This window comes from Candidatus Nitrospira nitrosa (assembly GCF_001458735.1).
Classification (GTDB): domain Bacteria; phylum Nitrospirota; class Nitrospiria; order Nitrospirales; family Nitrospiraceae; genus Nitrospira_D; species Nitrospira_D nitrosa.
On the sequence record NZ_CZQA01000010.1, the window covers coordinates 113154 to 137383 of the forward strand.

Below are 24230 nucleotides of genomic sequence, written 5' to 3' on the forward strand. Positions count from 1 at the left end.
GAAACTTGTATCTAATTAGATGCAGTATCTTTTTTGATTCACCTTTCGACGATTGTTCCTGCGATTACAAATTTCAGGTTTCATGTTCAACGTCTCTAAGGTGGGCAGCCCAGAAAGTGAAAATTGGAAATCTAAACGTTGGGTAATTAGGGCGTTTCGTAACCATCTGGTAGGCTGGAGGCCGCATGGTTACCGGATCTCAGCGTGCTTTTGGGTGTACGGCCAACTTTTTGCGTGGTCGCAAATGTGTGTTCTGCGGTTCGTTTAAGACCAACCGGACGCAACGCGGCTATGTGAAGTGCCGGAAATGTAGCAAGCAGAAGAGCCTTGCAAAGCTTCGGCGAGAGATTGCGATCCTGCAGGGGTTCTATCAGCAGGTGCCAGCCTATCGGTTGGCGCATGATCTGGGAGTCGACCCCAAAGTTATTAGTCGGGTCTACCAGAAGTTGCGGGTGGCATTATTTCATGTCGCCGAATTAGAAAGTATGGCCAGTAAACTCTCCGGCGAAATCGAGCTGGGCGAAGCCTATTTTGACGGACGATGCAAGGGCCGTCGCGGAAGAGGGGCAGCAGGTAAAAGCGTCGTCTTCGGGCTGCTGGAGCGTGATGGGCGGGTCTATACCAAGGTAGTCGAGCACGTGTCGGCGGACACCCTCATGGCCCACATTCAGACCACGACCCGCAAAGGTTCCGTCTACTACACGGATGCCTTTCGGGGCTATCAATCGTTGCGACGTTATGGCAAACATCACACCGTCAACCACAGCAAGAGTCTCGTGGATCGTCGAACCAAGAACCCTATCAACGGGATCGCAGGCTTCTGGTCGTTTGCGAAACATATTCTCTACAATTATCGAGGCGTGTCCAAATATCATTTCCCGATGTATCTGGATGTATCTAAAGGAAATCGAGTATCGGTTTAACCACCGCAAAGAGAACCTCTTCAAGCTCTTCGTACGGTGCTTCTTTGGTTACGTTTCGCCCTAATTACCAAACGTTTTGACTAAACCAATTCACACAATCCGCCGAAGCTGAACGCTCGACGAGGCTTGGGGCTACGAGATCTTCAGCAAACTGAGAGGAGATTGAGCCTGGGTTGGTGAATGGCCTTAATCAGTGCAGGCTAGTGACAGCGGCCCTTCCCCTTATCGACGAAGGTTTTCCCAGCCTCAGGCAGAAACTCCCATTCGTAGCCGGTCGGATGGAGGATCAGTTTGAGGATGCCGAATGTATCGTTATTTCGCACGTTGCTCCCGGTCTGGATGGTGCTGAACTCAGCATGGTGTGCACCACCCGTCCCCACAATGAACGAGCGGATCCCGCGGGTCTCGTCGACTCGACCATCGGCATCCAGCGGTGCGAACCGCTCATAGTCATGATCATGGCCGGACAGCACGACATCGACTCCCGAGACATATAGTTCTTCCCAGATTGCGTTCATCACTTTGTTGTTCTGGTGCCGACCGGACGAAAATCTTGGATGATGCCAGTAGGCCAGCGTACAGCGTGAGTGATGTGCGGCCAAATCTTCATGAAGCCACGCGAACTGGGCCGATGTCGAATCACATGCCACGATCCGACATTCGCTGTTACTGTTCAAGGCAATCACGTGCCATGCTCCGATATCGAAGCTGTAATACCCTTGCTCCCGAGGTCCTGCCGCAGCTCCAAAGTACATATAATAGCCCGCTCCAAGTCCTTCATGGTTCCCGATGCTGGGATGGGTCATCGACTTCAATCGACCCCATGAGCGATCGTATGAACGCTGAAAATCTGAAAGGGCACCAGTGGGATATTGATTGTCTCCTAATGTGAAGACCGCAGCCAAACCATCGACCTGCAGCGCCAAATCAGAAGTCTCCATCTGTCGACAGACCTCGACCAGGGCGGGCCCCCGCTTGTCCCCTGTGCCCGAGGACGAACAGGCGATGTCTCCGACCGCCACAACAATAGGGTCCGCCGAATCCAAAACCTGGGCGTTTGCCCACAGAGGCATGAAGCCTAGGGCACCCAAGCAAAGCAGCATCCACCGGGGGATCCCAGCGATCATCGTGACTTGTCGCATGAAAGAATTGAAACAGAACAAGATAGGAGATGCAAATACAAAGGCCCGCCTTACCAGGCGGGCCTTTGGTTCAGGAGACCTCTTTCGACCAACTTATACCACCTTCACGTCGATGGCCTTTGGTTTCGCCTTCTCCGACTTCGGCAGATAGAGATTCAACACTCCATCCTTGAACTCGGCTTTCACCTTCTCCTCATCGATCACATCGGGCAGCGAGAAGGTCCGGACAAAGCTCCCATAGGAGCGCTCAATCCGATGATATTTCTTCGCCTTCTCTTCCTTTTCATGCTTCCGCTCACCCTGGATCGTGAGCACGCCGTCTTCCAGCGTCACCTTCACATCCTCTTTCTTCACATCGGGAATCTCAGCCTTGATCTGATACTCCCCCTCTGTCTCGCTGATATCGACCGACGGCGTCCAGTCGGCCACGATCATTGTTTCCTTACCACTCGTGCGCGGCGCAGCCGGACGAGCAAACATGCGATTCAACCGATCTGACACTTCTTCTAATTCTCGGAATGGATCCCATCGTACGAGCGTCATAACACCCTCCTTGATTTAGGATTTCTTGTTATTTGCGCTGGCGCTGCGCCGATTCACCTGCTTATCCAAGAGATAAATCGGCCCGGTGGGAAGTCAAGAGTCTGAAGCGCCTTGGAAATACGCGGATTACCGCTGGCTCAAGGGGATGTAGGGCCGGTTATGCTCGCCGGCATAGATCTGATCCGGTCGAAAGAGTTTATTTTCTCGCAACTGCTCCAACCAATGGGCTAACCAGCCCGATACCCGTGCCATGGCAAAGAGAGGCGTAAAGAGATCGACCTCAATCCCCATTTTGTCGTAGATGATGCCGGAATAGAAATCGACGTTCGGATAGATCCCCTTGCGATTCAGCGATTCGCCCGCCGCCTGTTCAATCTCGAGCGCCACCTCATACAAAGGAGAGCTCCCGCATTCCTTGAACAATCGCCGACAAAGTTCCTGCAGCACCGTGGCCCGAGGATCTTTGACCTTGTAGACACGGTGGCCGAATCCCATCAGCTTTTTCTTGTTCTGCAGCGCGCCCTCAACATAGGCCCGTGCGTTCTCGGTCGTGCCGATCTCCTTCAGCATCATCACGACTTCTTCGTTCGCTCCTCCGTGCAGAGGCCCCTTCAGCGCGCCGATCGACGAGGCCACGACGGTATACGGATCGGCAAGCGTGGACGCCGTAACGAGCCCTGTAAACGTAGAGGCATTCATGGTGTGTTCGGCATGGAGAATCAGGCAGTCATCAAACACTTCCGCCCACACGGGTGGTGTGACCGACTCAGTCAGCATGTACAAGAAGTTTTCGCTGAACCCGAGATCATCACGAGGAGAAATGGGATCGTCACCATGACGCAGTCGCGCCCAGGCCGCCACGATCGTCGGCAGCTTGGCGACAAGCCGGACCGCACTCCAGTAGTTATTCTCGACATCCTTGACGTTACGGCCAGGATAGAACATCCCGAGTGCCGCCACAGCCGCCTGCAGCGCATCCATGGGATGCCCCGATTCCGGCAAGCATTTCAGCAAATCGATGATCCGGAACTTGATGCGTCGATGCTGGGTGACGTCCGTCGTCCATTGTAGCAATTCACTCTTCGATGGCAAATGGCCGAAGAGAAGGAGATACGCCGTTTCCAAGTAGGAGGAATCCACGCAAAGCGTCTCCACTCGGATCCCACGATATTCGAGAATTCCACGCTGCCCGTCGACATCGCTGATCGATGAGGTTGCAGCCGGCACTCCGGCAAGACCTGGCATGAAATCATGTGGCATGGCCCCCCCCTCAAACGTACCAAGAACGTATGAGTCTCAACGCTCCTCTCACTATCATACCCCAATCATAGCTGTGCGTCATTCTTGCAATAGGCCATCCTGCTTGGCATACTTCATTTGCATAAGCATACTGACCAATGGCCATGCCAGACAGGGAACTGCGGACGGAGATGAGACTGATCGCCTTCCTCATTGGAAGCCTTCTTGTTCTCTGTGCGAGCGTCGTGCAAGCATTCTCCGCCTTAGCAGAAGAAAGTGTCCTCGCCTTTGCCGTCGTCAATGAGATTCCGAAGGACAGGACTCGGGTTTCCGCCAAAGTGGCCGTTGAGGGAACAGTCGCCGACATGACGCTGCTGGCTTCCGATCAAATCCTGTCGAATTTGGCGTGGAAGCAGCTGGAACTCTGTCATGCGTTGAAGCTGGAGGGATATAAAACCTCTGAAGGATTTCTTGTCCAAACGGTGCGCGCCATTGATGGTGCCATGTTACCGATGGTATTGCAGGGCTTTGAAGGAGATTGCCTGTTGAAAAAAGCATTGGAAGTGGCTCCCTTTGTCGATTAACATCTATCAGGATGCTGCAGGAGACTTCCTGCTTCGTTCCTACACGATTGTGAAGACTGGTGAAGCATCTTTCGTGAGGCGTGATTGCAGGGTAGAACAGCGGAAGAAGCTGTAGGGAACTGCGGCCTTGTTCGGTGATAGGCACGCCGGGGACTTAGGCGAGCTGAGTCGCGCCGCGAGCCAAGGTTGGGTAGGTGAAACCAAATGTCTGTTTCACTATCCTGTGTGTTCAGTTGATGATGAGGTACAGTCGGGGCACTGCTCAGGTTCCGGATCGGACTCCAGCTCTTCAATCGTCAGAGGAAAGAGCAGCTCACAGGAGCGGCAGGAACGGATCTCGAAGTACGGAACTGCCTGTTCGTCGATTTCGGTCGGAAGAAGAAGCTCTCTCGGCTCATACCCTACAAGCGCCTCATCGCTGAACCGTACCACAGCGAGTCGGTCGTTGAAGGCTTCAAAGGTCGCCTCCTGAGCTTTGCGACTCAGTACATGCCCCAAGACAAAGACCGGCTGGCCCTTACGTTTGATGCGAAGATCCTTTAACGTTCGTTGAGAGGCCGTGGCACAGGCAAATTGACCGGCGGAACTCGTTCCAACCCAAGGCATCATTCACTCCAATTCTCAAGCAAGATGGTTGCGAGGGAGTACCATAGACTAAAAAAAGCCGTCAAGACAGGTCTTTTTCACCAAGGAGTCACTATGGCAAATGTTACGATCTATCAGAAACCAACATGCACCACATGCCGACAGGCCGTCCAGCTGCTCAAAGACAGCGGGAAACCATACACATCGATCAACTATTATGAACAACCTTTTACAAAAGATCAGTTACAGCGCTTATTGAAAAAGGCCCACCTTTCTCCTCGGGATGTGCTTCGCAGCAAAGAAGAGATTTATCAGGAGCTTGGCCTGGCCAAGAAACAGCTTTCTGATGATGAGCTGCTCGACCTCATGGTCAAACACCCGGATCTGATTCAGCGGCCGATCGTGGAGAAAGGCGACCAGGCCCTGCTGGCAAGGCCGGCAGACTCCATCAAGAAACTGCTATAGCCTGTAGACTTTTTACCAGCTTGGAAAACTCAGCGATCGGTGGTCGGCTCGGAGGGCGACCACCGGATCGCGCGTGTGGTTGGGTCGACGGTAAAAACCAGCTTCCCATCTAACGCCCCGAGTAATAGATCCCCGACCAAGATTCGTCGCCATCCCTTGAGGAGGGGAAGATCCAACGTCGACCGGTCGACTTTAGCATCAACCAACTCTTGAAGATCAGACGTCGTGGCCAACAAGGTTGGGGCGATCTCTTCTTGAAACGCTCGCGCCTTCACGATCGCCTGCAACAACTCCACCAATCCATTGAACTCCGGTTCGGGTTTGCGCTCTTTGTTGAGCACCGGCCAGGCGGTCGACGGAAGCGCGAGCGCAGCCTGAATCGTCGCGAAAATCGATTCTCCATTACGGTCAATCTCGGAACCGTGAAGCCCCCTCACCTGACGTAACTCATCCTGGTGCCGTGGCGGATGCCGCGCCAATTGGAGCAAGACTTCGTCCCGCACGACCCGGCTGCGAGGCACATTGCGCCGCTTCGCTTCGCCTTCGCGCCACGCCGCGAGCTCGCGAAGAACGGCCGCCGCTTTCGGCTTTAGCTGATCCCATCCCCGTATCCGTTGATAGCGTTCTTGCGGCTCCCGTCGAGACTCGCCGACCGCTCCTTCCAGACGCGCAAACTCCTCATGGACCCACGGCAACCGACCGAGTTTGGACAACTTGGTCTGCAGATGATCATGGATCGCCAGGAGAAACGTCACGTCTTCCAATGCATAGGCCAGTTGATCGTGAGAGAGCGGGCGAGCACTCCAATTGGTAAACGTATGGGCCTTGTCCAGTCGTCTCCCATGCACCCGCTGAACAAGATTGGCATAGGCAACCTGCGGGCCAAAGCCCACCATGGCTGCCGCGATCTGAGTATCGAAAAACGGTTTGGGTATCTGGCCGGCATGGACCGCAAAAAGATCCAGATCTTGTCGCCCGGCATGCACGACCTTCTGAACCCGCTCATCGCAGACGACTTCCCAGAATTTATCGAGGCCACCCTCCGACGACACTGCTGGAAAATCGATAATCGCCGCTGTCTGTTCGGTCGCGACTTGGATAAGCTCCAGCTTGGGAACGAAACTGTCTTCCCCGACAAATTCGGTATCCAATGCCAAGCGGGAACTCTCACGAAGTTGCTCGCACAACTCACTAAGCTCACTGGCACTCGTAATATACTGTGGTGAAGTGGACATCATTACCGATGCATCATTCCGAAGGGTTATAAGGGCGATCCGGCGGTCGCATCGGTTCTGTATTGCTCAGACTGAGGTATTCCTTGAGGAATTGATAGGCTTCCAGCATCCGACGGAGTTCAGGTTCAGAACTCCGATCACCGTTATTGGCATCCGGATGGAGTTGCTTGGCCTTCACTCGGAATGACGCCGTCACATCGGCTAACGAGCTCCCGAACTCAACTCCCATGATGGCATAGGCATCCACCGCGTTATTCACACCGGTCGGATTCTCCGACAAGGCCCCTGCTCCACTGGCCGCTTTCAACATGTCGGCCAGACTGACCCGCTTACGCCGCCGACGTGGACGTTCCCGAATTTCACTATCGAACTCATCCCATCGATCTTCGACAAATTCCAACCGAGACTCTAGCCGCATGGCGCCGCTCAAATCCCGAATCACCTCGAGCTCTTCCTCAATTTCGATCAGCGATTTGATGACTTCCTCCAGGCCATGTTCCACTTGAAAAAACCCATCCACCCGCTCTTCCATCATGCTCTCGACCGCCATGTCCAGGCTCTCTTCGGTTTTCGCGCGCAATGAACCGATCCGCTTCTGCATGCCTGTTCGAAACTTCAAAAATTTGGCGGTGGAAAACGGCATCGTACTCCCCTGACTTCCAAGGGGCGCATTCTACCACAGGGGCTACGTCGGTCTGAAGGCTCAAGAAACCTCGCAAAACCAGCTGAATGAAGGGAAAGGACCTACTCAGGCGGGGGGAAATCGTCCACTTTAGCCCGTCTTCTGGCCACGCCGCTGGCGCGGGCGGCGGCCGCCACGGCCCGCGCCACACGGGGGACGACTTCCTTATCGAAGACACTGGGAATAATGTAATCCTCGCTTAACGTATTCTCCGGGATCACATGGGCGATGGCCTGGGCCGCCGCAAGCTTCATCGCCTCGTTGATCTCACTCGCCTGTGCGTCGAGCGCCCCTCGAAAGATCCCAGGAAATGCCAATGCATTGTTGATTTGATTCGGATAATCCGAGCGCCCCGTCGCGAAGATCGTGCTATGGGCGCTACCGACTTCAGGAGGAACCTCCGGATCCGGGTTCGCCAAGGCAAACACAATTCGAGCGGGAGCCATCAACTCAAGATCATCCGCCGTCACCACATTGCCGACGGAAAGACCGATAAAAACATCGGCACCTTTCAACGCATCGCGCAACGTGCCTTTGGGATTGTCTCTGGTCAAACAGGCACGGAGGTCGGTTCGGCAGGCCCGGAGTTGCTCGGCTTCCCCATAGAGAATGATGCCCTCCTTGTCGCATCCCAATACATGCGTGGCACCGGCCGCCAGTAACATACGACAACAGGCCGTACCGGCGGCACCCAGCCCATTGACCACGATCCTGGCCTGATCCAGTTGCTTCCCTGTGACCCGGAGCGCGTTCGTCAACGCAGCAAGTAACACCACCGCCGTGCCATGCTGATCATCATGCATCACAGGGATATCCAGAGCTTGTTTCAGTTTCTGTTCAATTTCAAAACAACGCGGCGCACTGATGTCTTCCAAATTAATGCCGCCGAACCCTGGCGCGATTCCCTGAACGATTTGGACAATGGCATCCGGATCTTGCGTACCGAGACAAATGGGCCACGCATCGATTCCTGCCAGCTCTTTGAAGAGCATCACCTTGCCTTCCATGACCGGAAGCGCCGCCTCCGGACCAAGATTCCCCAACCCCAGCACGGCCGAGCCGTCCGAGACGACCGCGACACTATTACTCTTACTCGTAAAGGTATAGACCTTGGACTTCTCCTTTGCGATGGCCTGGGACACCCGTCCCACTCCCGGCGTATACACCATCGAGAGCACGTTCCTAGTGCTGATCGGTACTTTACTACCCACCCGAATCTTACCGCCAAGATGCAGAAGGAAAATACGGTCGGAAGCCGACAGCACGGTGACATCGGGCATTGCACTTAACCGTAGCAGAACCTTTTCACCATGTTCCTCGCTCTGGACGTCGAAGGTAATGTCCCGAACCATACGCGTCTTGGTCGCCGACACCAGGTCGACTGCCCCAAGATTCGCCTGCTCCTCCGCCAATAGCGCCGCAACCTGCGCAAAAATGCCTGGTTTATTCGCCAGTTCCAGTCTGACCGTCAATCGATAATTGGAGTAGGGACCGATGTCTCTCATGGGTGTCCTTATTTCCCCCTTCGTCGAATGAAGCCTACCACAAACACGTCGTTCGTGAAGCGTAAAGCGCGTGGCGGAAAGAATTCCTATCGCATCTTTTTGTTACGAAAGACGAGATACATCTCACGTGATACGGGCATCGTTCCGTTGACGCTCTTTGCGTCCTGATGCTAGGTTGAGCCCATGTCGTCATCTACAACCGGCAAGCCTAATCGGCTTATCCACGAAACCAGCCCCTACCTGCTGCAACATGCCCATAACCCCGTTAACTGGTATCCCTGGGGACCGGAAGCCCTGAAGGCAGCCAAGGATCAGAACCGTCCCATCCTCTTGTCCATCGGGTATTCCGCCTGCCACTGGTGCCATGTCATGGAGCGGGAATCGTTCGAGAACGAGGCCATTGCCGAACTCATGAATCGCTGGTTCGTCTGTATCAAGGTCGATCGAGAAGAACGCCCTGACCTGGACGAGATCTACATGGCCGCCACCGTCACGATGAATCATGGTCAGGGGGGGTGGCCGATGACGGTGTTTCTAACGCCGGAGCAGGAACCCTTCTTTGCCGGAACGTACTTCCCGCCTGAAGACCGCTGGGGCCGGCCAGGTTTCGGCTCCGTCCTCAAGAAGATTGCCGACTATTGGGACACACGATCCTCGGACGTCCGCGATCAAGCCAAGGAGCTGACTGCGCAATTACAAGGCACGAAGCAGCCCCCCTCTCCGATCTCCATCAGCGAATCGGTACTGACCGAAGCCGTCTCTCAATTCAAGGACGACTTCGACGAAACCCATGGTGGATTCGGTACGGCGCCGAAGTTTCCCCCGGCGATGGGCTTGTCGTTCTTATTGAGGAGTCACCGGCGATCGGGAGACTCACAGACCCTCACCATGGTGACCAAGACGCTCGACATGATGGCCGCAGGCGGCATCTACGACCATATCGGCGGCGGATTCGCGCGCTACTCGACGGATGCCCGATGGCTGGTCCCGCATTTCGAAAAGATGCTCTATGACAACGCGCTGCTGGCCCGCGTGTATGTTGAGGCCTATCAAGTCACCAAGGCACCGCTCTATCGCCATGTCGCAACCGATGTGCTCAACTATATCTGCCGCGAGATGACCGGTCCCGAAGGAGGGTTCTACTCCTCGACCGATGCCGACTCGGAAGGTGTTGAAGGCAAGTTCTTTGTTTGGACACCGACTCAGGTCCAGGAAGTCCTCCAAAACGACGAAGACACTCGGCGATTTTGTGGGCTGTATGACATCACGGAGGCAGGCAATTGGGAACACACGAATATTCCCAATCGGCTGCGACCAATCGACGACATCGCCAGGCAGCTGAATCTGACCACCGACGAATTGCTGGACAGCGCATCCCGTGTGAAGCCCCTGCTGTATGAAGCGAGACGAAAGCGTGTCCCCCCTGGACTTGATGACAAGATCATCACCGCCTGGAACGGTATGATGCTCTCGGCCATGGCCGAAGCCGCACGCGTCTTTGACGACGCCCGATACCTCCAGCATGCCTCGAGGACGGCCGATTACTTGTTGCGATACCATGCCAAACCCGATGGACGCTTATTCCGCACCTCACGGGCCGGTCGCGCGCATCTCGATGCCTATCTGGAAGACTATGCCTACTTGGCAGAAGGGTTCGTCGATCTCTATGAAGCCGGCGCCGCTGAATCGTATCTCCATGCCGCCGCACGATTGGCCGACCATCTGATCTCAGACTTTGAGGATAAGGAGCAGGGCGGATTTTTCACTACGGCACAACAACATGAAGCACTTATCTTGCGTCACCGCGAAGGCACTGACGGGGCCACACCGAGCGCCAATGCTGTAGCCGCGTCAGCCCTTGCTCGGCTGTCCTTCCACTGTGATCGAGATGACTGGCGCCGTGCGGCGACGACTGCGGTACGTGCCTACGGCCGACAGGTCATTCGCTATCCTCGAGCGTTTGCCAAGAGTCTTGCGGTTGTGGACTTTTTGACCGAAGGCCCGGTGGAGCTGGCACTCATCGGGGATCCCGCGCAGAACACGCTGGGTTCGCTTCGCCAAGCCGTAGCCCAATGCTATCTGCCCAATCGCATTATCGCGACAGGCTCGCCGTTGACCCCGTCGTCTCTTCCTCTCTTGAAGGACAGACCAGCCGTTTCCGGTCTGCCCACCCTTTACATTTGTCGGGATTATACCTGTCGACAGCCGATCACAGATCCTCGCACCGTTGCGCAGGCCTTACAGACTGAGCAGTCCAGCTCCTTGGATCTGCAGAGTGAGCCAAGACTGCTGAGCGGCGCGTTGCTGTCTGGACAGGCAACCGCGCAGGGGACGGCGACCTACGCATCGCGCATGCTGACGCGCAGCGGACAGGCTGGCCTGGCACAGGGATTGACGCTGCTTGGTACGAGCGGGCTCACCACCACACGCATCGGATTCGGCACCTATCGCGTCGACACCCAGCATGCCGAACATCGGTCTGCGCTCACACAGGCCATACGAACGTCGTGCAACCTCATCGACACCTCTACGAACTACACGGACGGCGACAGTGAACGATTGGTCGGATCCGTACTGCATGAACTTGCAGCGTCCGGTGAGATTCGACGAGATGAACTCATCATCGTGTCTAAAATCGGCTACATCCAGGGTCAGAATCTCGCACTCGCCGAGGCCAGAGAACGATCCGGCCGGGCCTATCCTGAACTGGTGAAATACGGTGACGGGATTTGGCATTGCATGCATCCCGAATTCTTGGCGGATCAACTGGCGTTGTCATTGGATCGCCTTGGGCTCACGACGCTGGACATCTGTCTGCTTCATAATCCTGAATATTTCCTCTTGGACGCTCGACATCGCGGCACACCAGATTCGGATGGGCTGCGCACGGATTTCTACGATCGTCTTCAGCGAGCCTTTGCCTATTTTGAAGCACAAGTGGCGGCTGGACGCCTTCAATATTATGGTGTATCCTCCAACACGGTCGCATCATCTGCCGATGACCCAGAAGGGACATCCCTCTCGCGCATGGTCCATGCAGCTGAACAAGCAGCACGATCGGTCGGGGCTTCCACTCATCATTTTCAGGTTCTGCAGTGCCCGATGAATCTCTTTGAATCAGGCCCTGCCACAAGCGCTAATACGGGCCCATCAAACGCGCAGACGGTTCTTGACTATGCACGCGAGCACCACATCGCCGTGCTGGTGAATCGGCCGCTCAATGCCATGGTCGCACGCAACACAATGATACGGCTCGCGGACCTCCCGGTCGAAGACGCGTCAATCGACATTGAGCGACAGCTCGGTATCGTCGACGTACTTGAACAGGAATACCGAACCGCTCTTGCCCCGAATATCCAACAGGCAGGCGCCGAGACAAGTCCAAACGACTATTTCGTCTGGTCCGGAGAACTACGTCGCATCCAACCACAGATCCAGGGGCTCGAGCATTGGGAACAGATTGAGCACCATATGGTTGCGCCGCGCGTCAATCAGGTCCTCCAGCTGCTGTCTCGCCAGCTCTCTGGAACAACGGCTGAACAGTGGGAGCACTGGCGGCAACGATACATTCCTGAACTCCTGGCTCTTCTGCGTGCATTCAGGCACGAGGCCACGCTGCGGAGTCGAGTCCAAACCGAACGGATTGCACGCACGATCAGGCCACTCTTGCCCGACACTCACCGTACCGCCGCTCTCTCTCAGCAGATGTGCTGGATCCTCAGCAGCACACCAGGAATTACTTGTGTCTTAAACGGCATGCGAACACCGAAGTATGTTGAGGATTCATTAGCCGTCTTGAACTGGACGCCGATCAGCGAGACCCGGCCGATCTATGCAGAAGCCCAGTCACTCCTTCAGTGACGATCGGCATGCTCTTCACTCAGAGGCACACCTATGACACCGGTACGCAGTGTGACGCTCGTCAGCCTCTTTGGCCTTAGTGTTCTGCTGATGCATGGATGTTCTTCTAAATCTGGTTCCCTTATCGGGCAAGATCTACGGGGGCAGGAAGAACGGATCGCGGAACCAGTCATTAAAGAGATCCCTCCGACCGATGCCCACCTCACCGGGTCACGGACAAATCCTGCCATGCAGTCTGAACTGACAGCACGAAATGCCACTGGTTTGGAATCGAGCATGTTGGCCGACATCTTGTTTGAGTTTGATCAAGAGGCCATCCAAGGTGACGCCCTCCACGTGTTGGAGTCCGATGCAAAACAGCTGCAGCAAGACAGTATCACCCGCCTCATTTTGGAGGGACGCGGCGATGATATCGGTACATCCGCGTACAATCTCGTGCTGGGCGAGCGTCGAGCCAAGAACGTCAAGTCCTATCTCCGGCGACTCGGTATCTCCATCGACGTCTCAACGACCAGTTATGGGAAAGACCGTCCGCTCTGCTTTGAACACAGCAGCGAATGTCGACAAAAAAATCGGAGTGTTCATCTGGTCGTCCAATAGGCCATAGAAATAGGACTGCGCCACGCTGGCAGACTCCCCCACGATTGTTACATATTGTTCACACTCCACTTCTTGACAGATCCCTAGTTGTTCATTAAGGTCCCTACTCGTTTACGAGAGAGGTCGCGTCGTGTCCAAACTAGCCGTCATCGATATCGGAACGAACTCCATTCACATGGTGCTGGCAGAGGTGTTGCCTGATGCCAGCTTTAAAATTCTGGATCGGTTCAAGGACATAACCCGATTGGGCAACGGCGTGTTCGCCACGAAGCGTCTTTCCGACGAGTCCCTGGCTCGTGCGATGACTGTACTGAAGACGTTGGTCACACTTGCCCGTAATAAGGGGTTTGAGCGAATCATCGCCGTCGCCACCAGTGCCGTACGTGAATCTCAAAACGGCGGCGAGTTTGTGGCGATGATTCTGGAGCAGATTGGGCTGAGAGTACGTGTCATCAGCGGGGTAGAGGAAGCTCGGTTGATCTTCCTCGGAGTCAAGAACAGTATTGCGCTGCCGGACGGAGCGACATTGGTCGTCGATATCGGTGGCGGATCGGTCGAGCTGATCGTGGGGAATCGAGAGGGCCTCATGCACGGCACCAGTCTCAAACTGGGAGCCATCCGGCTCACCGAACAATGCCTCACAAAGAGCCCACCATCAGAATCCATGATGCGCGCGCTTGAAACCGTCGTCACCACTCACCTCCGTGACGCCTTTGGATCCTTTAAGATGAAGAAGTTTCACTCCCTGGTCGCCACCTCAGGGATGGCGGGCAACGTGGGTGAGGTCATCCATCTCCGTCAAACGGGTCGCCCGCTGCCACAACATAACCTGGCCACCGTTCCCTTGAAGCATATCCGAAGCCTTGAAGCCGAGCTGGCTCGTTCATCGGTGAAAGACCGCTTGGCCATTCCAGGTCTGGATCCCAAACGCGTCGATACGCTGCTGCCCACGACTGTCGTGCTGCGATGCTTGCTCGAACTATCCGGGCTACAAGAAATCACGCTTTGTGACAAAGCCATTCGGGAAGGAGTCATCTACGACTTTATCGCCCGTCATCGCGAAGGGTTGAAGGCCGAACAGGATTTTCCCGACGTCCGCCGTCGGAATGTGATCGGTCTCGCTCGGCGCTGCCATGCCCCAGAAGCCCATTCGCTCCATGTCGCAAACTTGGCCTTGCAGTTGTTTGACCAGACCCAGCGAGAGCATCACCTCGGAGACCAGGCACGAACCTGGCTCGAATATGCCGCCATCCTGCACGACGTGGGGTATCACATCAATCCCAGACAACATCACAAGCACGCGTACTATCTTATTAAACACAGCGATCTCGGCGGATTGACCGCTGAAGATATCGACGTAATCGCTAATATCGCCCGCTATCACCGACGCGCCTTGCCGACCGTCAAACATGAAGAATTCACGAGCCTGCCGCCCCGCCTCCAACGCACCGTCAAGATCCTTGCTTCGCTCTTGCGAATCGCAGATGGACTCGACCGGACCCATTTTTCACTGATTCAACGCCTGCAGGTCAAACTTGGGAAGCTGGTTGCTATCGACGTGCACCTTACGGGCGACGCAGAGATGGAACTCTGGGCCGCGAAGAGCCGCGCTGATCTTTTTGAACAAGTCTTTCGCCGCCGTGTTCAATTCACTGGCGTACCGATAGAAGCCAGAAAATCATAATAGAATCCATGCTGCTCACGACGGCACCTCACTGACGATATTCAATTTACTCCAGGCCATAAACTTTATCAGCCGACTCTCTCATCAAATCATCCCCCCTCTGAATACCGCAACGATTGTGTGAGCCGATCGAGATAGCTACAGGGGGGGGGCGCAGGATGTGGCTTCTGTTCCAGGCTGTAAGTGAACCTGGGAGCTAAATCCTTTTGCCATCAAGCCCGACATGGCATGTTGGGGCAATGACCCAATTGAAGTTCCCATGTCCAGACTGAGAACTCCTCATCTTGCATCAGTGAGGATGTAATTACGAACGGCGAGCCACTAGGAGGTTTTTGTCGAGGCACTAATTCTTTTCGTGGCAACAGCCTGACGCCTGGTGCTCAAACGCTCAATCCGCTCTGTCACATCTCGATAGTCCGGATCTTCCCTTCGAATCCACCGGTAGGCTTCGAGGGTTTCCCCAACGCGCCCTAATGATTCCAGCGTGCGACCAAGGACATAGAGAATCTGAACTGTTTCTTTTGATGAGGCCGTGGTTACATTCAACGCCTTTTGAAAAGCTGGGACAGCCTCCTCATAGCAACCAACCAGCTTATAGCAAAGTCCGATCTGCGCATACGCCTTTACCGCCAATGCCGTCTCGACGGCTGCCATTTCAAACTGGTCGATTGCCGCCTTATGCAGGCCGGCCTGTTTCAGCGCAAGTCCTCGCTCATAGCGCTCTTCGGGACTGACGGACGGATCGGAGAGATCCTGTGATGAATCAGACATGAGCGCCTTCACCAATCACCGTGAATCTGAACATTCCACACAATGGGTTACGGGGAGTTGCATTACTGGAGGCGAGTCACTTCTGGCTGCCGATAAGAAATCGTTGAACATTGTCAATCATCCCGCTGACCCAAGAAGGTCTTGCGTTGAACTGTTCATCGACTTTCCGTGGGGGCTTCGGAGACTCTTTCACTTGGGTGAGTCGATTCGCGACATCTCTGAAAGCGGGAGCGCTTTGATTGATCTGGGCATAGACCTCTCTCGCCTGATCGACCTTTCCAACGGATTCAAGACTGCGCCCCAAACAATAGAGGACATCCATCACTTCGTTCGGCCCGGCCATCGGATCCTCCAAGGCCGTCCGAAAGGCCTGGATCGCCGCCTGAGGCTCCCGCATCTTGACATAACAAAATCCGACCTGCGCATAGGCCTTGAACCATAGAGACTTGTCTCTGGCCGCGATATGAAAGAGTTCTATAGCCTCTATGAATTGCCCTCGCTCCTTTAAGGCTATTGCGCCTTGATAGTCCTCCTCCGAAGACTGGCTCAACGCAGCCTCAGACGGCGCGTCGGCAACCAAACCCGCTGAGAGTATGCGGCTGGGACCGTGGTGTTCCAAGGGTTCGTCGACAGCAGCGGCAAGCTGAGCTAACTCTTCTGTGGCGGCCAACGGGAGAATTCTTCCTTTGATCCGGTCAAGGGCGGCCTGAGCGACTAACTTTGCGGTGATACTACTTGCTTGTTCAGCGTATCCATAGGTCAAGGTAATATCTGCCACCTGATTGATCAGTCGTGGATTCCCTTGGCTCAATCGATGCACAAGCCCACAGGCCTGATCAGTAAAAAGCGCTGGACGCCCACCTGCGACCTGCAGCCGATGGCGAATAAAGTTCGTCGTATCGGTCTCTGACAATGGCTTGAGATGATAGTCGACGACGATCCGCTGTGCAAATTGAGTCATATCGATCCGTTGAAGCAATGTATAGAGATCGGGCTGACCCGAGAGGATGATCTGCAACTTTAATGTCTTCCCGTCGTTCATATTCGACAATAATCGCAACTCTTCAAGCAACTCGGCACCTAAACTTTGAGCTTCATCAATAACCAGAATGACACGTCGTGATCGTTTCGACTCTTGGGACAGAAACTCTGAAAAGAGGTGGTAGGCTTCGATGGGATCAAGTCGTTTGGTGCTTAACCCAAGAGATAACAGGATCCATGGTAAGAGCTGCTCGATATCGTACCGGGCATTCGTCACTAAGCCAATTTTGTGCCGGGTCCCATGCTCAGCCATGAGCTTCTGGAGAAGGGAGGTCTTCCCGACACCGGGATCGCCCGTGAGCACCATAAACGGGGCCTCACTCAGGATGCCATATTCCAATAGACTATAGGCCGCCTGATGCTCTGAGCCTTGATATAAAAAACTGCTGTCTGGCAGGAGAGCAAACGGTTTAGCCTTGAGCCGATAGAAGGATTCGTACATGGGGGTCAGCCGTTCTAGACACGACAGTGCAGGCTAAGTGGCCAACATTGCTTTCATGTCCGCAAGGGTCAAGGACGATCGTCCCGCCTTGTTTAACACCGTTCCTAAGACTGGCCGTGAATTTTTGACCAACGAGAGCGCACGCTGCAATTCCTCACCCGTCGTCTTTCCCTCCTCAACGACCATCAGCAACGCATCCGTGTACGGAGAGAACGCCAAGACGTCAGCCGTATGGAGCAATGGAGGGAGATCAAAAATCACGACTCGAGAGGGATAGCGATGCTTCAATTCTTCCACCAGCGCAACCATTTTGGGTGAGGTCAGGATCTCAGTTGAATTTGAGATGGCACGACCCCCTGGCAGCAAGACGAATCGCCCGATCCCGGGATGCAACAGCAAGTCTTCCACAGGCTGATCATCAAGCAAGTAGTCGGCCAGCCCGAGACAATCTTTCAAGCCGAATACCTGGTGTACCGTAGGGTCTTGAAGATCAGAATCCACCAACAGCACTGTCTGCGTTGTTTCCATGGCGAGACTGACCGCCAAGTTGACGGCCGTCAGGGTTTTCCCTTCTCCGTAACCAGGACTTGTCACGCCGACGACATTCCATCCATTTTCCCGAAGCCGCTGTGTGACTTGGGTTCGAAGAATTTTATAGGCGTCGACGAATGGCCCCTTCTTGTGCGCGGCCATCACGCGATGCCCCCGTAACACCGTGTGCGGAATGCTCAGTGATCTGGTCCGTGTGTACGTAATCGAAGACGGCACTGACTGTGCCCTCGTTCGCCCGGAGGTCTCACCACTGGGAGAAGAACCCCTGCAGTCCTTATACAGCTCAAGTGCGGTACGGATACGATCCATAATAGCCTTCCAGCCTACTCCACCCCAAACCGTCTCAACGCAGAAAACCATAGGACATCCAATGGGGTCACAAAGACGTGTACCAAGACGATTGCCGTCGCGACAACCCCAACGCCCGCCGTTTGGACGACCCTTCGCCTGAGCTTGACCTGGGACAGGTCTTCTTCGTTCGGCATGAACGGAATCACCGCGAGCGGGAACTGTTGCGTCAAAGCCACAAGCTGATCGGGCGTCCGGATGGAATGGTCAACCGATTCCGCAGCAGCTCCCACGCCAATCCCCCCGCCCACCGCGAGAAGGAATCCAAGCAGAACGATGGCGAGCCGATTGGGTTTATATGGCTTCTCGGGAAGACTCGGCGGGTCGATGAGCGAAAAGCGTTCGCCTTTTCGCTGAACCTCTAATCCTTCCGAGACCTTTGCTTCCAGCAGTCTGGAACGAATTTCTTGATACTTTTGTCCGGACGTATCTCGGTCTCGCATCAGGACCAGATATTCCGGCTCAATCTCAGGCCCCCGTTCCAGGCGCGTCGCGTACCCTTGCAGTCGTCGTTTGATATCGGTGCGGGTATTTCGGAGCCCGTCCAATGAAGCGGTTACGGAATTCAGCTGGGCCTGCAGATTGATATAAGCTGGATTCTCAGGTCGTTGATTGACGACCTTTCTTGGTACGGTTCCCAGTCGATGCACTTCCTGTTCAAGGCCGGCTACTTTTCTACGAGCCTGCAGAACATCGGGGTGCTCGGACCCCAATCGTTCTGAATCCGCTGCCAGCGCTGTACGCGCTTCAGTCAGCCGTTTCAAAGCTTCGTCGGAATCGGATGTCTCCCCCGCCTCCTTCTCCAACGCTTCGATTTCCTGTTTCATCCTCATGATGTCAGGATGCTCATGGGATAAATTCGCGGCGGCCCCCGCATATTCAGCGCGCAGAGCGCGCAGACGTTCCGTTGAATCGAGGATACGTTCCCCGGTCACGGATAAAATCGGTGTATTCGGCTTCACAGTCGCCAATTCCCCTTCAAGATAGGTCTTGCGTTCTTCCAGACTCCGAATCTGCTGATCGACATCCATCGATTCACGTTCGGCTTGATTCAGCAGTTGCTGATTCAAGGGCATCAATTCTGGAAGCGCCCCTTTCGCTCGGTGCTTGAACAATGCGATGCGCTCATCGATTTCTTTGATATGACGCGCCAGGTTTTCAGCTTCCTGCTGCAGGAACGACGTGGCCTCCTGCGCTTGTCGTTCACGGCTCTTCAAGTTCTCTCCCAAGAATAAGCTGGTCAGCTCATTCGCCACCTTCTGCGCCAATTCGGGTGTTCGGTTTTGATAGGACACCGTAAAGGCAATGGTGGCCTTGGTGGCATGTTGTGTACGCTTATCCACGACATCTGCGCTGATCACCTCGACTTCAATATCTTTGATGAATCGCTTGACGATCTCCTCGACCGGCGTATTTTCACGAAGGTCCTGGTACAGATTAAATTGCTCGACCACTTTCCAAAGTGTCGTGCGACTCATCACTTGTTGCTTGATCGTTTCAATCCGTTGGTCGGCATAACTCGTAATCGTTGACCTGACAAGATCCGACGGAATCTCTTGTTCCTCGATCAGGATCGTGGCCGTTGACTTATACGTCGGCGGCCAGAGAAACGCCAAAAGCAATGACACCGTCAAAAGACCAAGGGTGGTGAGGAGGACAAGCTTGCGACGCCGATGAAATGCGACGAAATAGTCGTTCACGCCCATGACTCGCTCGGAATGCTGTCCAGATCCTTGTGACTGTGCCATACCGTTAGTGAGAGAACGAGAAGTGAGGAGGGGAATACGTCACCATAAATGTTGTCGCATGAGATTCGGCCGAGCTGATTGCGCTGTCGGTATCGCGCCATCGGTACATGTACGATACCTCTGCACGCCACCATTCGAGAAACTGCCACGTCAACTTCGGGGCTACACTGACATAGCGGCTTTCTGGAAAGGTTCCACCGATAGTCGTGCCCGCCTTTGCGGTCGTGAGCATTCCAACCACATTCAGCCCGACGGTCAAGGTTTCCGAAACCGCATAGATACCGGAGACCTCGCCTCGATTGGTCTGAATTAAAAGTCCCAATCCGCTGGGGCTCAGATCTCGTGCAAACATAACCTGAACCAAAGCCCGTTCAAACTTTTTTGTCATACTCGCCCCGGCCAACCACACGGTCTCCTTGGCACCGATAGAGCCGACCGGTGTCTCTGTATCGGAGGACAGAAACCTGGGACCGCCATGGACCGTTCCCGTCAACGATTCATCAAACGCATGCGTGAGGCTCATATTAATTCCTGGAAAGTTCGCTCGAAATGGGAAGAGTGCATCCGTTGTGCGGAAATCCGTATAGGAGCCTGATAGTTGAATCTGGTCACGCTCTGTCAACTGATACTGCAATCCACTGGATCCACCCACCACCCGATGGTCAGCCAACCTGGCCGTTTCATACGCCGTGTCGGACAACTGTACACTTGATTGAATTGATAACTTTTCCGTCACCGTCCTGGTCCACGTTGGATTAAAGGTCCACTGATTACGCTGGGCGAACTGCAGAACAACCCCTGTTGCCTGCAATTCACCGAGCAACGTATTGTCTCTGGTAAATCCTCCATTGAATCCAAAGAGATCCTGTTCCATTCGATAGTGCATCGACAAGGGAGCAACGATGTTCGTAAATTGCCTGTTTTCTTCCCCGAAATATCCGACAACATCCGCTGCGAGCTTGCTACTTACGTCGAGCCGCTCGGTCTTTCCCACAAACTCCGCCGATGGCGTCACCCAATACCCGTAGGTGTCGTGATGCGGAAGCGGCGTCAACAAAAGGTTACTGTTATACACTCCCTTCAACCCAATGGATGGAGACAGAGACCATTCTGCTGCCTCGCTTTGGTATGCCATGCCGAATCCCAAAAGGCAAAGCAGCACTGCTAACCGCCCAACGCCCCTCACATATCGACTGTCATCACGGCCTCCAACGTCATCTCTTCCCTGCATTGGTTACGGCACCATGACGACGTCACCGCGCTGGAGAAGAATATTCTGCTCCAAGTCTCTCCCTTTTCGAATATCTCCATAGCGGAAGGGAATGGCCTGCTGCTCTCCTCTTACTCGGCGCATCACCTTAATATCGTTTTCTCCGGCAAACGGGGTCAGCCCTCCGGCAAGACTGAGCGCCTGGAGTACATCGGCATAATGGCCCATCACATATTCACCGGGCTTGTTGACTCGACCAACGACATAGACCTTGTAGCTCGCAACTTTCGTCACGGCCACAGAGACATTGGGATTCGGGATAAACTTTGTGAGGCGTTTGACCAGCTCTCCACGAATATCGTCGACTGTCTGATTTTCCGCCGGAATGTCTCCGACGAGGGGAAACGAGAACATGCCGTCCGGACGAACTACAACCTCACGTGTTAGCTGCTCATCTTTCCATACTGATACCAGTAAGACATCCTCTGCACCCAGTCGATATCCTGGCTCAAGCTGCGACACCAGAGCGGCAGGCATCGGATCCTCAGCATAAACAGGCATCGCCGCGAGCATGATACCCATCATCAGTCCCGTACTCAGCATTGGTCGCACCGAACGAACCATGACCTTTTTACCCCCTTAGCTGTGCGAGGACCTGCTCGGCCTCTCGTCGCCCTTCAAACGGATCCTGACTCTTGAGTGCTCTAGATAGGTGAGTGCGAGCCTCAGATCGTTGACCGGACTGAAACAAGGCGATCCCTAGATGATAATTTAGGACAGACATGTCGGGAGATTTAGCGACTGCGTGCTTCATTAAACGGATCGCTTCTTCTGATTGTCCCATCTTCAATCGAACCCATCCGAGTGTATCGATGAACAAAGGGTGTGGAGCATCCTTCTCAAACTCTTTGCTAAGACCAAAGGCTTTCTGCAGGCTTGCTGGATCCCCTTTGTGATCAACGAGTAAGACAGCCAGGTTATTTGCCGCCAATACGTTGTCCGGATTGATCCTCAAGGTCGCTTCATACGCTCCCATGGCCAGATCGAACTGTCCCCGCTCGGACTGCACCGACGCTAACAGCATGTACAACTCCTCGCTGTCAGGGCTGGCTGCAAGCGCCTCCTGCACAATGTGTAACGCCACTTCAGGCTTACCCTGCGACAAGGACGCCGTGGCCCAGTTGAGCCATGGGGTCATCCACTTCGGATTGACTCGGACGGCTTCCCGATAGTGTGATGCAGCCTCCTCGTGAAACTGTGAACGTGATAAGACCTCGCCCAGGAGCCCGTGCGCGAAGGGATGATCCTTATTGGAAGCCAAGATAGACTCCAGCCTGGCTCTGGAACGGGCAACCTGCCCTAACCCCACCTCCACCTTCACAAGCAACAGTAACGGCTCCGCTTCATTTGGAGCGACCGCAGTTGCTCGTTCGTAGGCCAGACTCGCTTCCCTCAGGCGGTGCTGCGCCTCGTAAAACCGCCCCTCAGCCAACAGGGCCACGGACTGATTGCCACCTGACACCTGGCGAAGTCGCGACAACGTTCGCTCTGCCTCGTGCCAATTCTTCGTCACCACATCCAACGTCATCAGCATGTCGAGCGCGGTGATATCATTGGGCCGCTGCCTCAAGAGATCCTCAAGGCGCGCACGGGCCTGCTGGTGCCGTCCACTTCTGCTGTCTAGTAACGCCAAGGATCGCTTAGCATCCACCTGATCTGGGTACAGCGCCACGGCTCTCTCCAAACTATCCTTAGCGAGAGTAATATCGCCGGCAAGCTGATAGGCCTGACCAAGCAAATAATGCACAGTGGCTAACTCTGGTTGGTCATGCAAGACAGTGCGAAACGCCTGCACGGCATCCTTCCCGTTTCTTCTGGTTAAGGCCATCCGCCCAGTAAGAATCAATCCTTCAGTTGATCGAGGATTCTGTTGCAAAACATCGCGCACTTGACGTTCCGCGTCGACCTGCTTACCGGTCAGAAAATCCATCTCCGCCAGTTTCACCTTGGCTTCCAGGCCAATCGGCTTCTCGTTGTATTCATGAGTCAACGCGATATACCGATCGCGGGCTTTGTCGTCTTGCCCCATCTTTCTGTAGAGTGCGGCAACTCCAAATTGAAGTTGGCTGGCATATGGTAACTGGACTGTAGCCTCCAATAGCACGCGTTCGGCAGACGCGAGATCATTTCTATTCACAAAGAACTCCGCTAATACAAGCCTGCGTTGCTCACTGTGAGGATCACGCGCCACGGCGTCACGAAGCACGGTTTCCGCCTGACCATAGGCGGTCTGCTTGACATAGAACTGCGCCAATCTCATCCGATGATCAAGCGATTCCGGTTCGACGTCGATCATCCGACGGATCACTCTCTCCGCACCGGCTAAATCATTGGCTCTGGTCAATACCGCATTCAAATTATTCAGCAGATCCAGATCTTTAGGATGCGCCTCCAAGGCGCCTTGCAACGTGCCCTCGGCGTCACGATATCGCTGACGTTGGCCATACAACGTCGCAAGAAGAATCGCGACATCTGGCTCCGTCGGGAACTTCTTGATGAGTGCCTCCGCCTTAGGAATGGCAGAAAGAACCGCCTCGCCAGAAACGACCTGTGAGGCAATCATTAGCGCCTGCGCCTGAGCGTGGCCGGGATTTCTCTTGAGTACCGCCTCTGCCACTTCCGTCACATGGTCGGGCAATCGAGCCTCCAGGTAGTATTTGCCCAACGTAATCAATGCCGCGGCATGATCAGGGTTCAGCCGTATGGCCTCCTGATACAGCTGCACCGCATTACGCCAATTCTTTTCCTTTTCCTCAACCCGAGCAAAGAGGACATAGGCATCCGCATCCTTTGGATCAATTTTCAACACATTTCTCAGGGCCACTCTCGCCTTGGGATAATTCGCGGCATCCATATACTCAGTCGCTCGCGCAAAGTACTTTGCCTTTCGCTCCTCAGGACCGCCACAAGCGGTCACGATGATACCCGCCAGGAGAATAATGCCGACACATCGACTCCTGTTGACACTCTGCGCACAGCGCTTATGTACGTATCCACAATTCATGCTTGT

20 protein-coding genes are annotated in these 24230 nt (G+C 54.6%); 6 read left to right on the top strand and 14 right to left on the bottom strand.

The window, feature by feature from the left end; translation table 11 throughout:
• The first annotated feature begins 185 nt into the window (after positions 1-185).
• Positions 186-923, top strand: coding sequence for an IS1595 family transposase (locus COMA1_RS15075; RefSeq protein WP_090750012.1), 738 nt, complete (start codon positions 186-188; stop codon positions 921-923).
• A 200-nt stretch (positions 924-1123) separates the two neighbouring features.
• On the opposite strand, the gene COMA1_RS15080 is transcribed toward COMA1_RS15075, so the two are convergent.
• From COMA1_RS15080 to COMA1_RS15090, 3 genes are all read right to left on the bottom strand, one after another.
• On the bottom strand, positions 1124-2065 hold the full coding sequence (locus COMA1_RS15080) for a metallophosphoesterase family protein (RefSeq protein ID WP_090750014.1): 942 nt from the start codon (positions 2063-2065) through the stop codon (positions 1124-1126).
• 93 nt (positions 2066-2158) lie between these two features.
• Positions 2159-2608 carry an Hsp20/alpha crystallin family protein gene (locus COMA1_RS15085; protein ID WP_090750016.1) on the bottom strand — a complete coding sequence of 150 codons (450 nt, stop codon included), beginning with the start codon at positions 2606-2608 and terminating at the stop codon, positions 2159-2161.
• 126 nt (positions 2609-2734) lie between these two features.
• Positions 2735-3868 (bottom strand): citrate synthase, encoded by a 1134-nt coding sequence (locus COMA1_RS15090; RefSeq protein WP_090750018.1) that lies wholly within the window; start codon positions 3866-3868, stop codon positions 2735-2737.
• Positions 3869-4005: 137 nt separating this feature from the next.
• Between COMA1_RS15090 and COMA1_RS15095 the strand changes: the two genes are divergently transcribed.
• On the top strand, positions 4006-4431 hold the full coding sequence (locus COMA1_RS15095; protein ID WP_090750019.1) for a hypothetical protein: 426 nt from the start codon (positions 4006-4008) through the stop codon (positions 4429-4431).
• 216 nt (positions 4432-4647) lie between these two features.
• Here the strand turns inward: COMA1_RS15095 and COMA1_RS15100 are convergent, their stop codons facing one another.
• Positions 4648-5040: a hypothetical protein gene (locus COMA1_RS15100; RefSeq protein ID WP_141654363.1), complete on the bottom strand. Its 393-nt coding sequence runs from the start codon at positions 5038-5040 to the stop codon at positions 4648-4650.
• A 90-nt stretch (positions 5041-5130) separates the two neighbouring features.
• Between COMA1_RS15100 and arsC the strand changes: the two genes are divergently transcribed.
• The gene (gene arsC, locus COMA1_RS15105; protein WP_090750023.1) at positions 5131-5481 is read left to right on the top strand and encodes an arsenate reductase (glutaredoxin); all 351 of its coding nucleotides are present in this window, start codon (positions 5131-5133) and stop codon (positions 5479-5481) included.
• 29 nt (positions 5482-5510) lie between these two features.
• On the opposite strand, the gene rnd is transcribed toward arsC, so the two are convergent.
• The 3 genes from rnd to COMA1_RS15120 all read right to left on the bottom strand — a co-directional run bounded on the left by rnd (position 5511) and on the right by COMA1_RS15120 (position 8903).
• Positions 5511-6719, bottom strand: a complete 1209-nt coding sequence (gene rnd / locus COMA1_RS15110; RefSeq protein ID WP_090750024.1) for a ribonuclease D — start codon at positions 6717-6719, stop codon at positions 5511-5513.
• A 10-nt stretch (positions 6720-6729) separates the two neighbouring features.
• Positions 6730-7359, bottom strand: a complete 630-nt coding sequence (locus COMA1_RS15115; protein ID WP_090750026.1) for a J domain-containing protein — start codon at positions 7357-7359, stop codon at positions 6730-6732.
• Positions 7360-7460: 101 nt separating this feature from the next.
• Entirely contained in the window at positions 7461-8903 is a 1443-nt protein-coding gene (locus tag COMA1_RS15120; protein WP_090750028.1) for an NAD-dependent malic enzyme, read from the bottom strand.
• A 183-nt stretch (positions 8904-9086) separates the two neighbouring features.
• Between COMA1_RS15120 and COMA1_RS15125 the strand changes: the two genes are divergently transcribed.
• From COMA1_RS15125 to COMA1_RS15135, 3 genes are all read left to right on the top strand, one after another.
• Positions 9087-12764, top strand: a complete 3678-nt coding sequence (locus tag COMA1_RS15125; RefSeq protein WP_090750030.1) for an aldo/keto reductase — start codon at positions 9087-9089, stop codon at positions 12762-12764.
• 33 nt (positions 12765-12797) lie between these two features.
• Positions 12798-13364, top strand: a complete 567-nt coding sequence (locus tag COMA1_RS15130; protein ID WP_090750032.1) for an OmpA family protein — start codon at positions 12798-12800, stop codon at positions 13362-13364.
• A gap of 130 nt (positions 13365-13494) precedes the next feature.
• Entirely contained in the window at positions 13495-15048 is a 1554-nt protein-coding gene (locus COMA1_RS15135; protein WP_090750034.1) for a Ppx/GppA phosphatase family protein, read from the top strand.
• A gap of 321 nt (positions 15049-15369) precedes the next feature.
• Here the strand turns inward: COMA1_RS15135 and COMA1_RS15140 are convergent, their stop codons facing one another.
• The 7 genes from COMA1_RS15140 to COMA1_RS15170 form a co-directional block, all read right to left on the bottom strand.
• Positions 15370-15819 (bottom strand): tetratricopeptide repeat protein, encoded by a 450-nt coding sequence (locus COMA1_RS15140; RefSeq protein ID WP_090750036.1) that lies wholly within the window; start codon positions 15817-15819, stop codon positions 15370-15372.
• Positions 15820-15895: 76 nt separating this feature from the next.
• Positions 15896-17302 (bottom strand): AAA family ATPase, encoded by a 1407-nt coding sequence (locus COMA1_RS15145; RefSeq protein ID WP_090750038.1) that lies wholly within the window; start codon positions 17300-17302, stop codon positions 15896-15898.
• Between the two features lie 33 nt (positions 17303-17335).
• A complete protein-coding gene (locus tag COMA1_RS15150; RefSeq protein ID WP_245631118.1) occupies positions 17336-18070 on the bottom strand; it encodes a CpsD/CapB family tyrosine-protein kinase in 735 nt (244 codons plus the stop codon).
• Positions 18071-18177: 107 nt separating this feature from the next.
• A complete protein-coding gene (locus tag COMA1_RS15155; RefSeq protein ID WP_176698096.1) occupies positions 18178-19902 on the bottom strand; it encodes a Wzz/FepE/Etk N-terminal domain-containing protein in 1725 nt (574 codons plus the stop codon).
• Positions 19903-19954: 52 nt separating this feature from the next.
• Positions 19955-21085, bottom strand: coding sequence for a porin family protein (locus tag COMA1_RS15160; RefSeq protein ID WP_141654364.1), 1131 nt, complete (start codon positions 21083-21085; stop codon positions 19955-19957).
• A 99-nt stretch (positions 21086-21184) separates the two neighbouring features.
• The gene (locus COMA1_RS15165; RefSeq protein WP_090750047.1) at positions 21185-21784 is read right to left on the bottom strand and encodes a polysaccharide biosynthesis/export family protein; all 600 of its coding nucleotides are present in this window, start codon (positions 21782-21784) and stop codon (positions 21185-21187) included.
• A gap of 7 nt (positions 21785-21791) precedes the next feature.
• The gene (locus tag COMA1_RS15170) at positions 21792-24224 is read right to left on the bottom strand and encodes a tetratricopeptide repeat protein (RefSeq protein WP_090750049.1); all 2433 of its coding nucleotides are present in this window, start codon (positions 24222-24224) and stop codon (positions 21792-21794) included.
• Between the last annotated feature and the right edge of the window lie 6 nt (positions 24225-24230).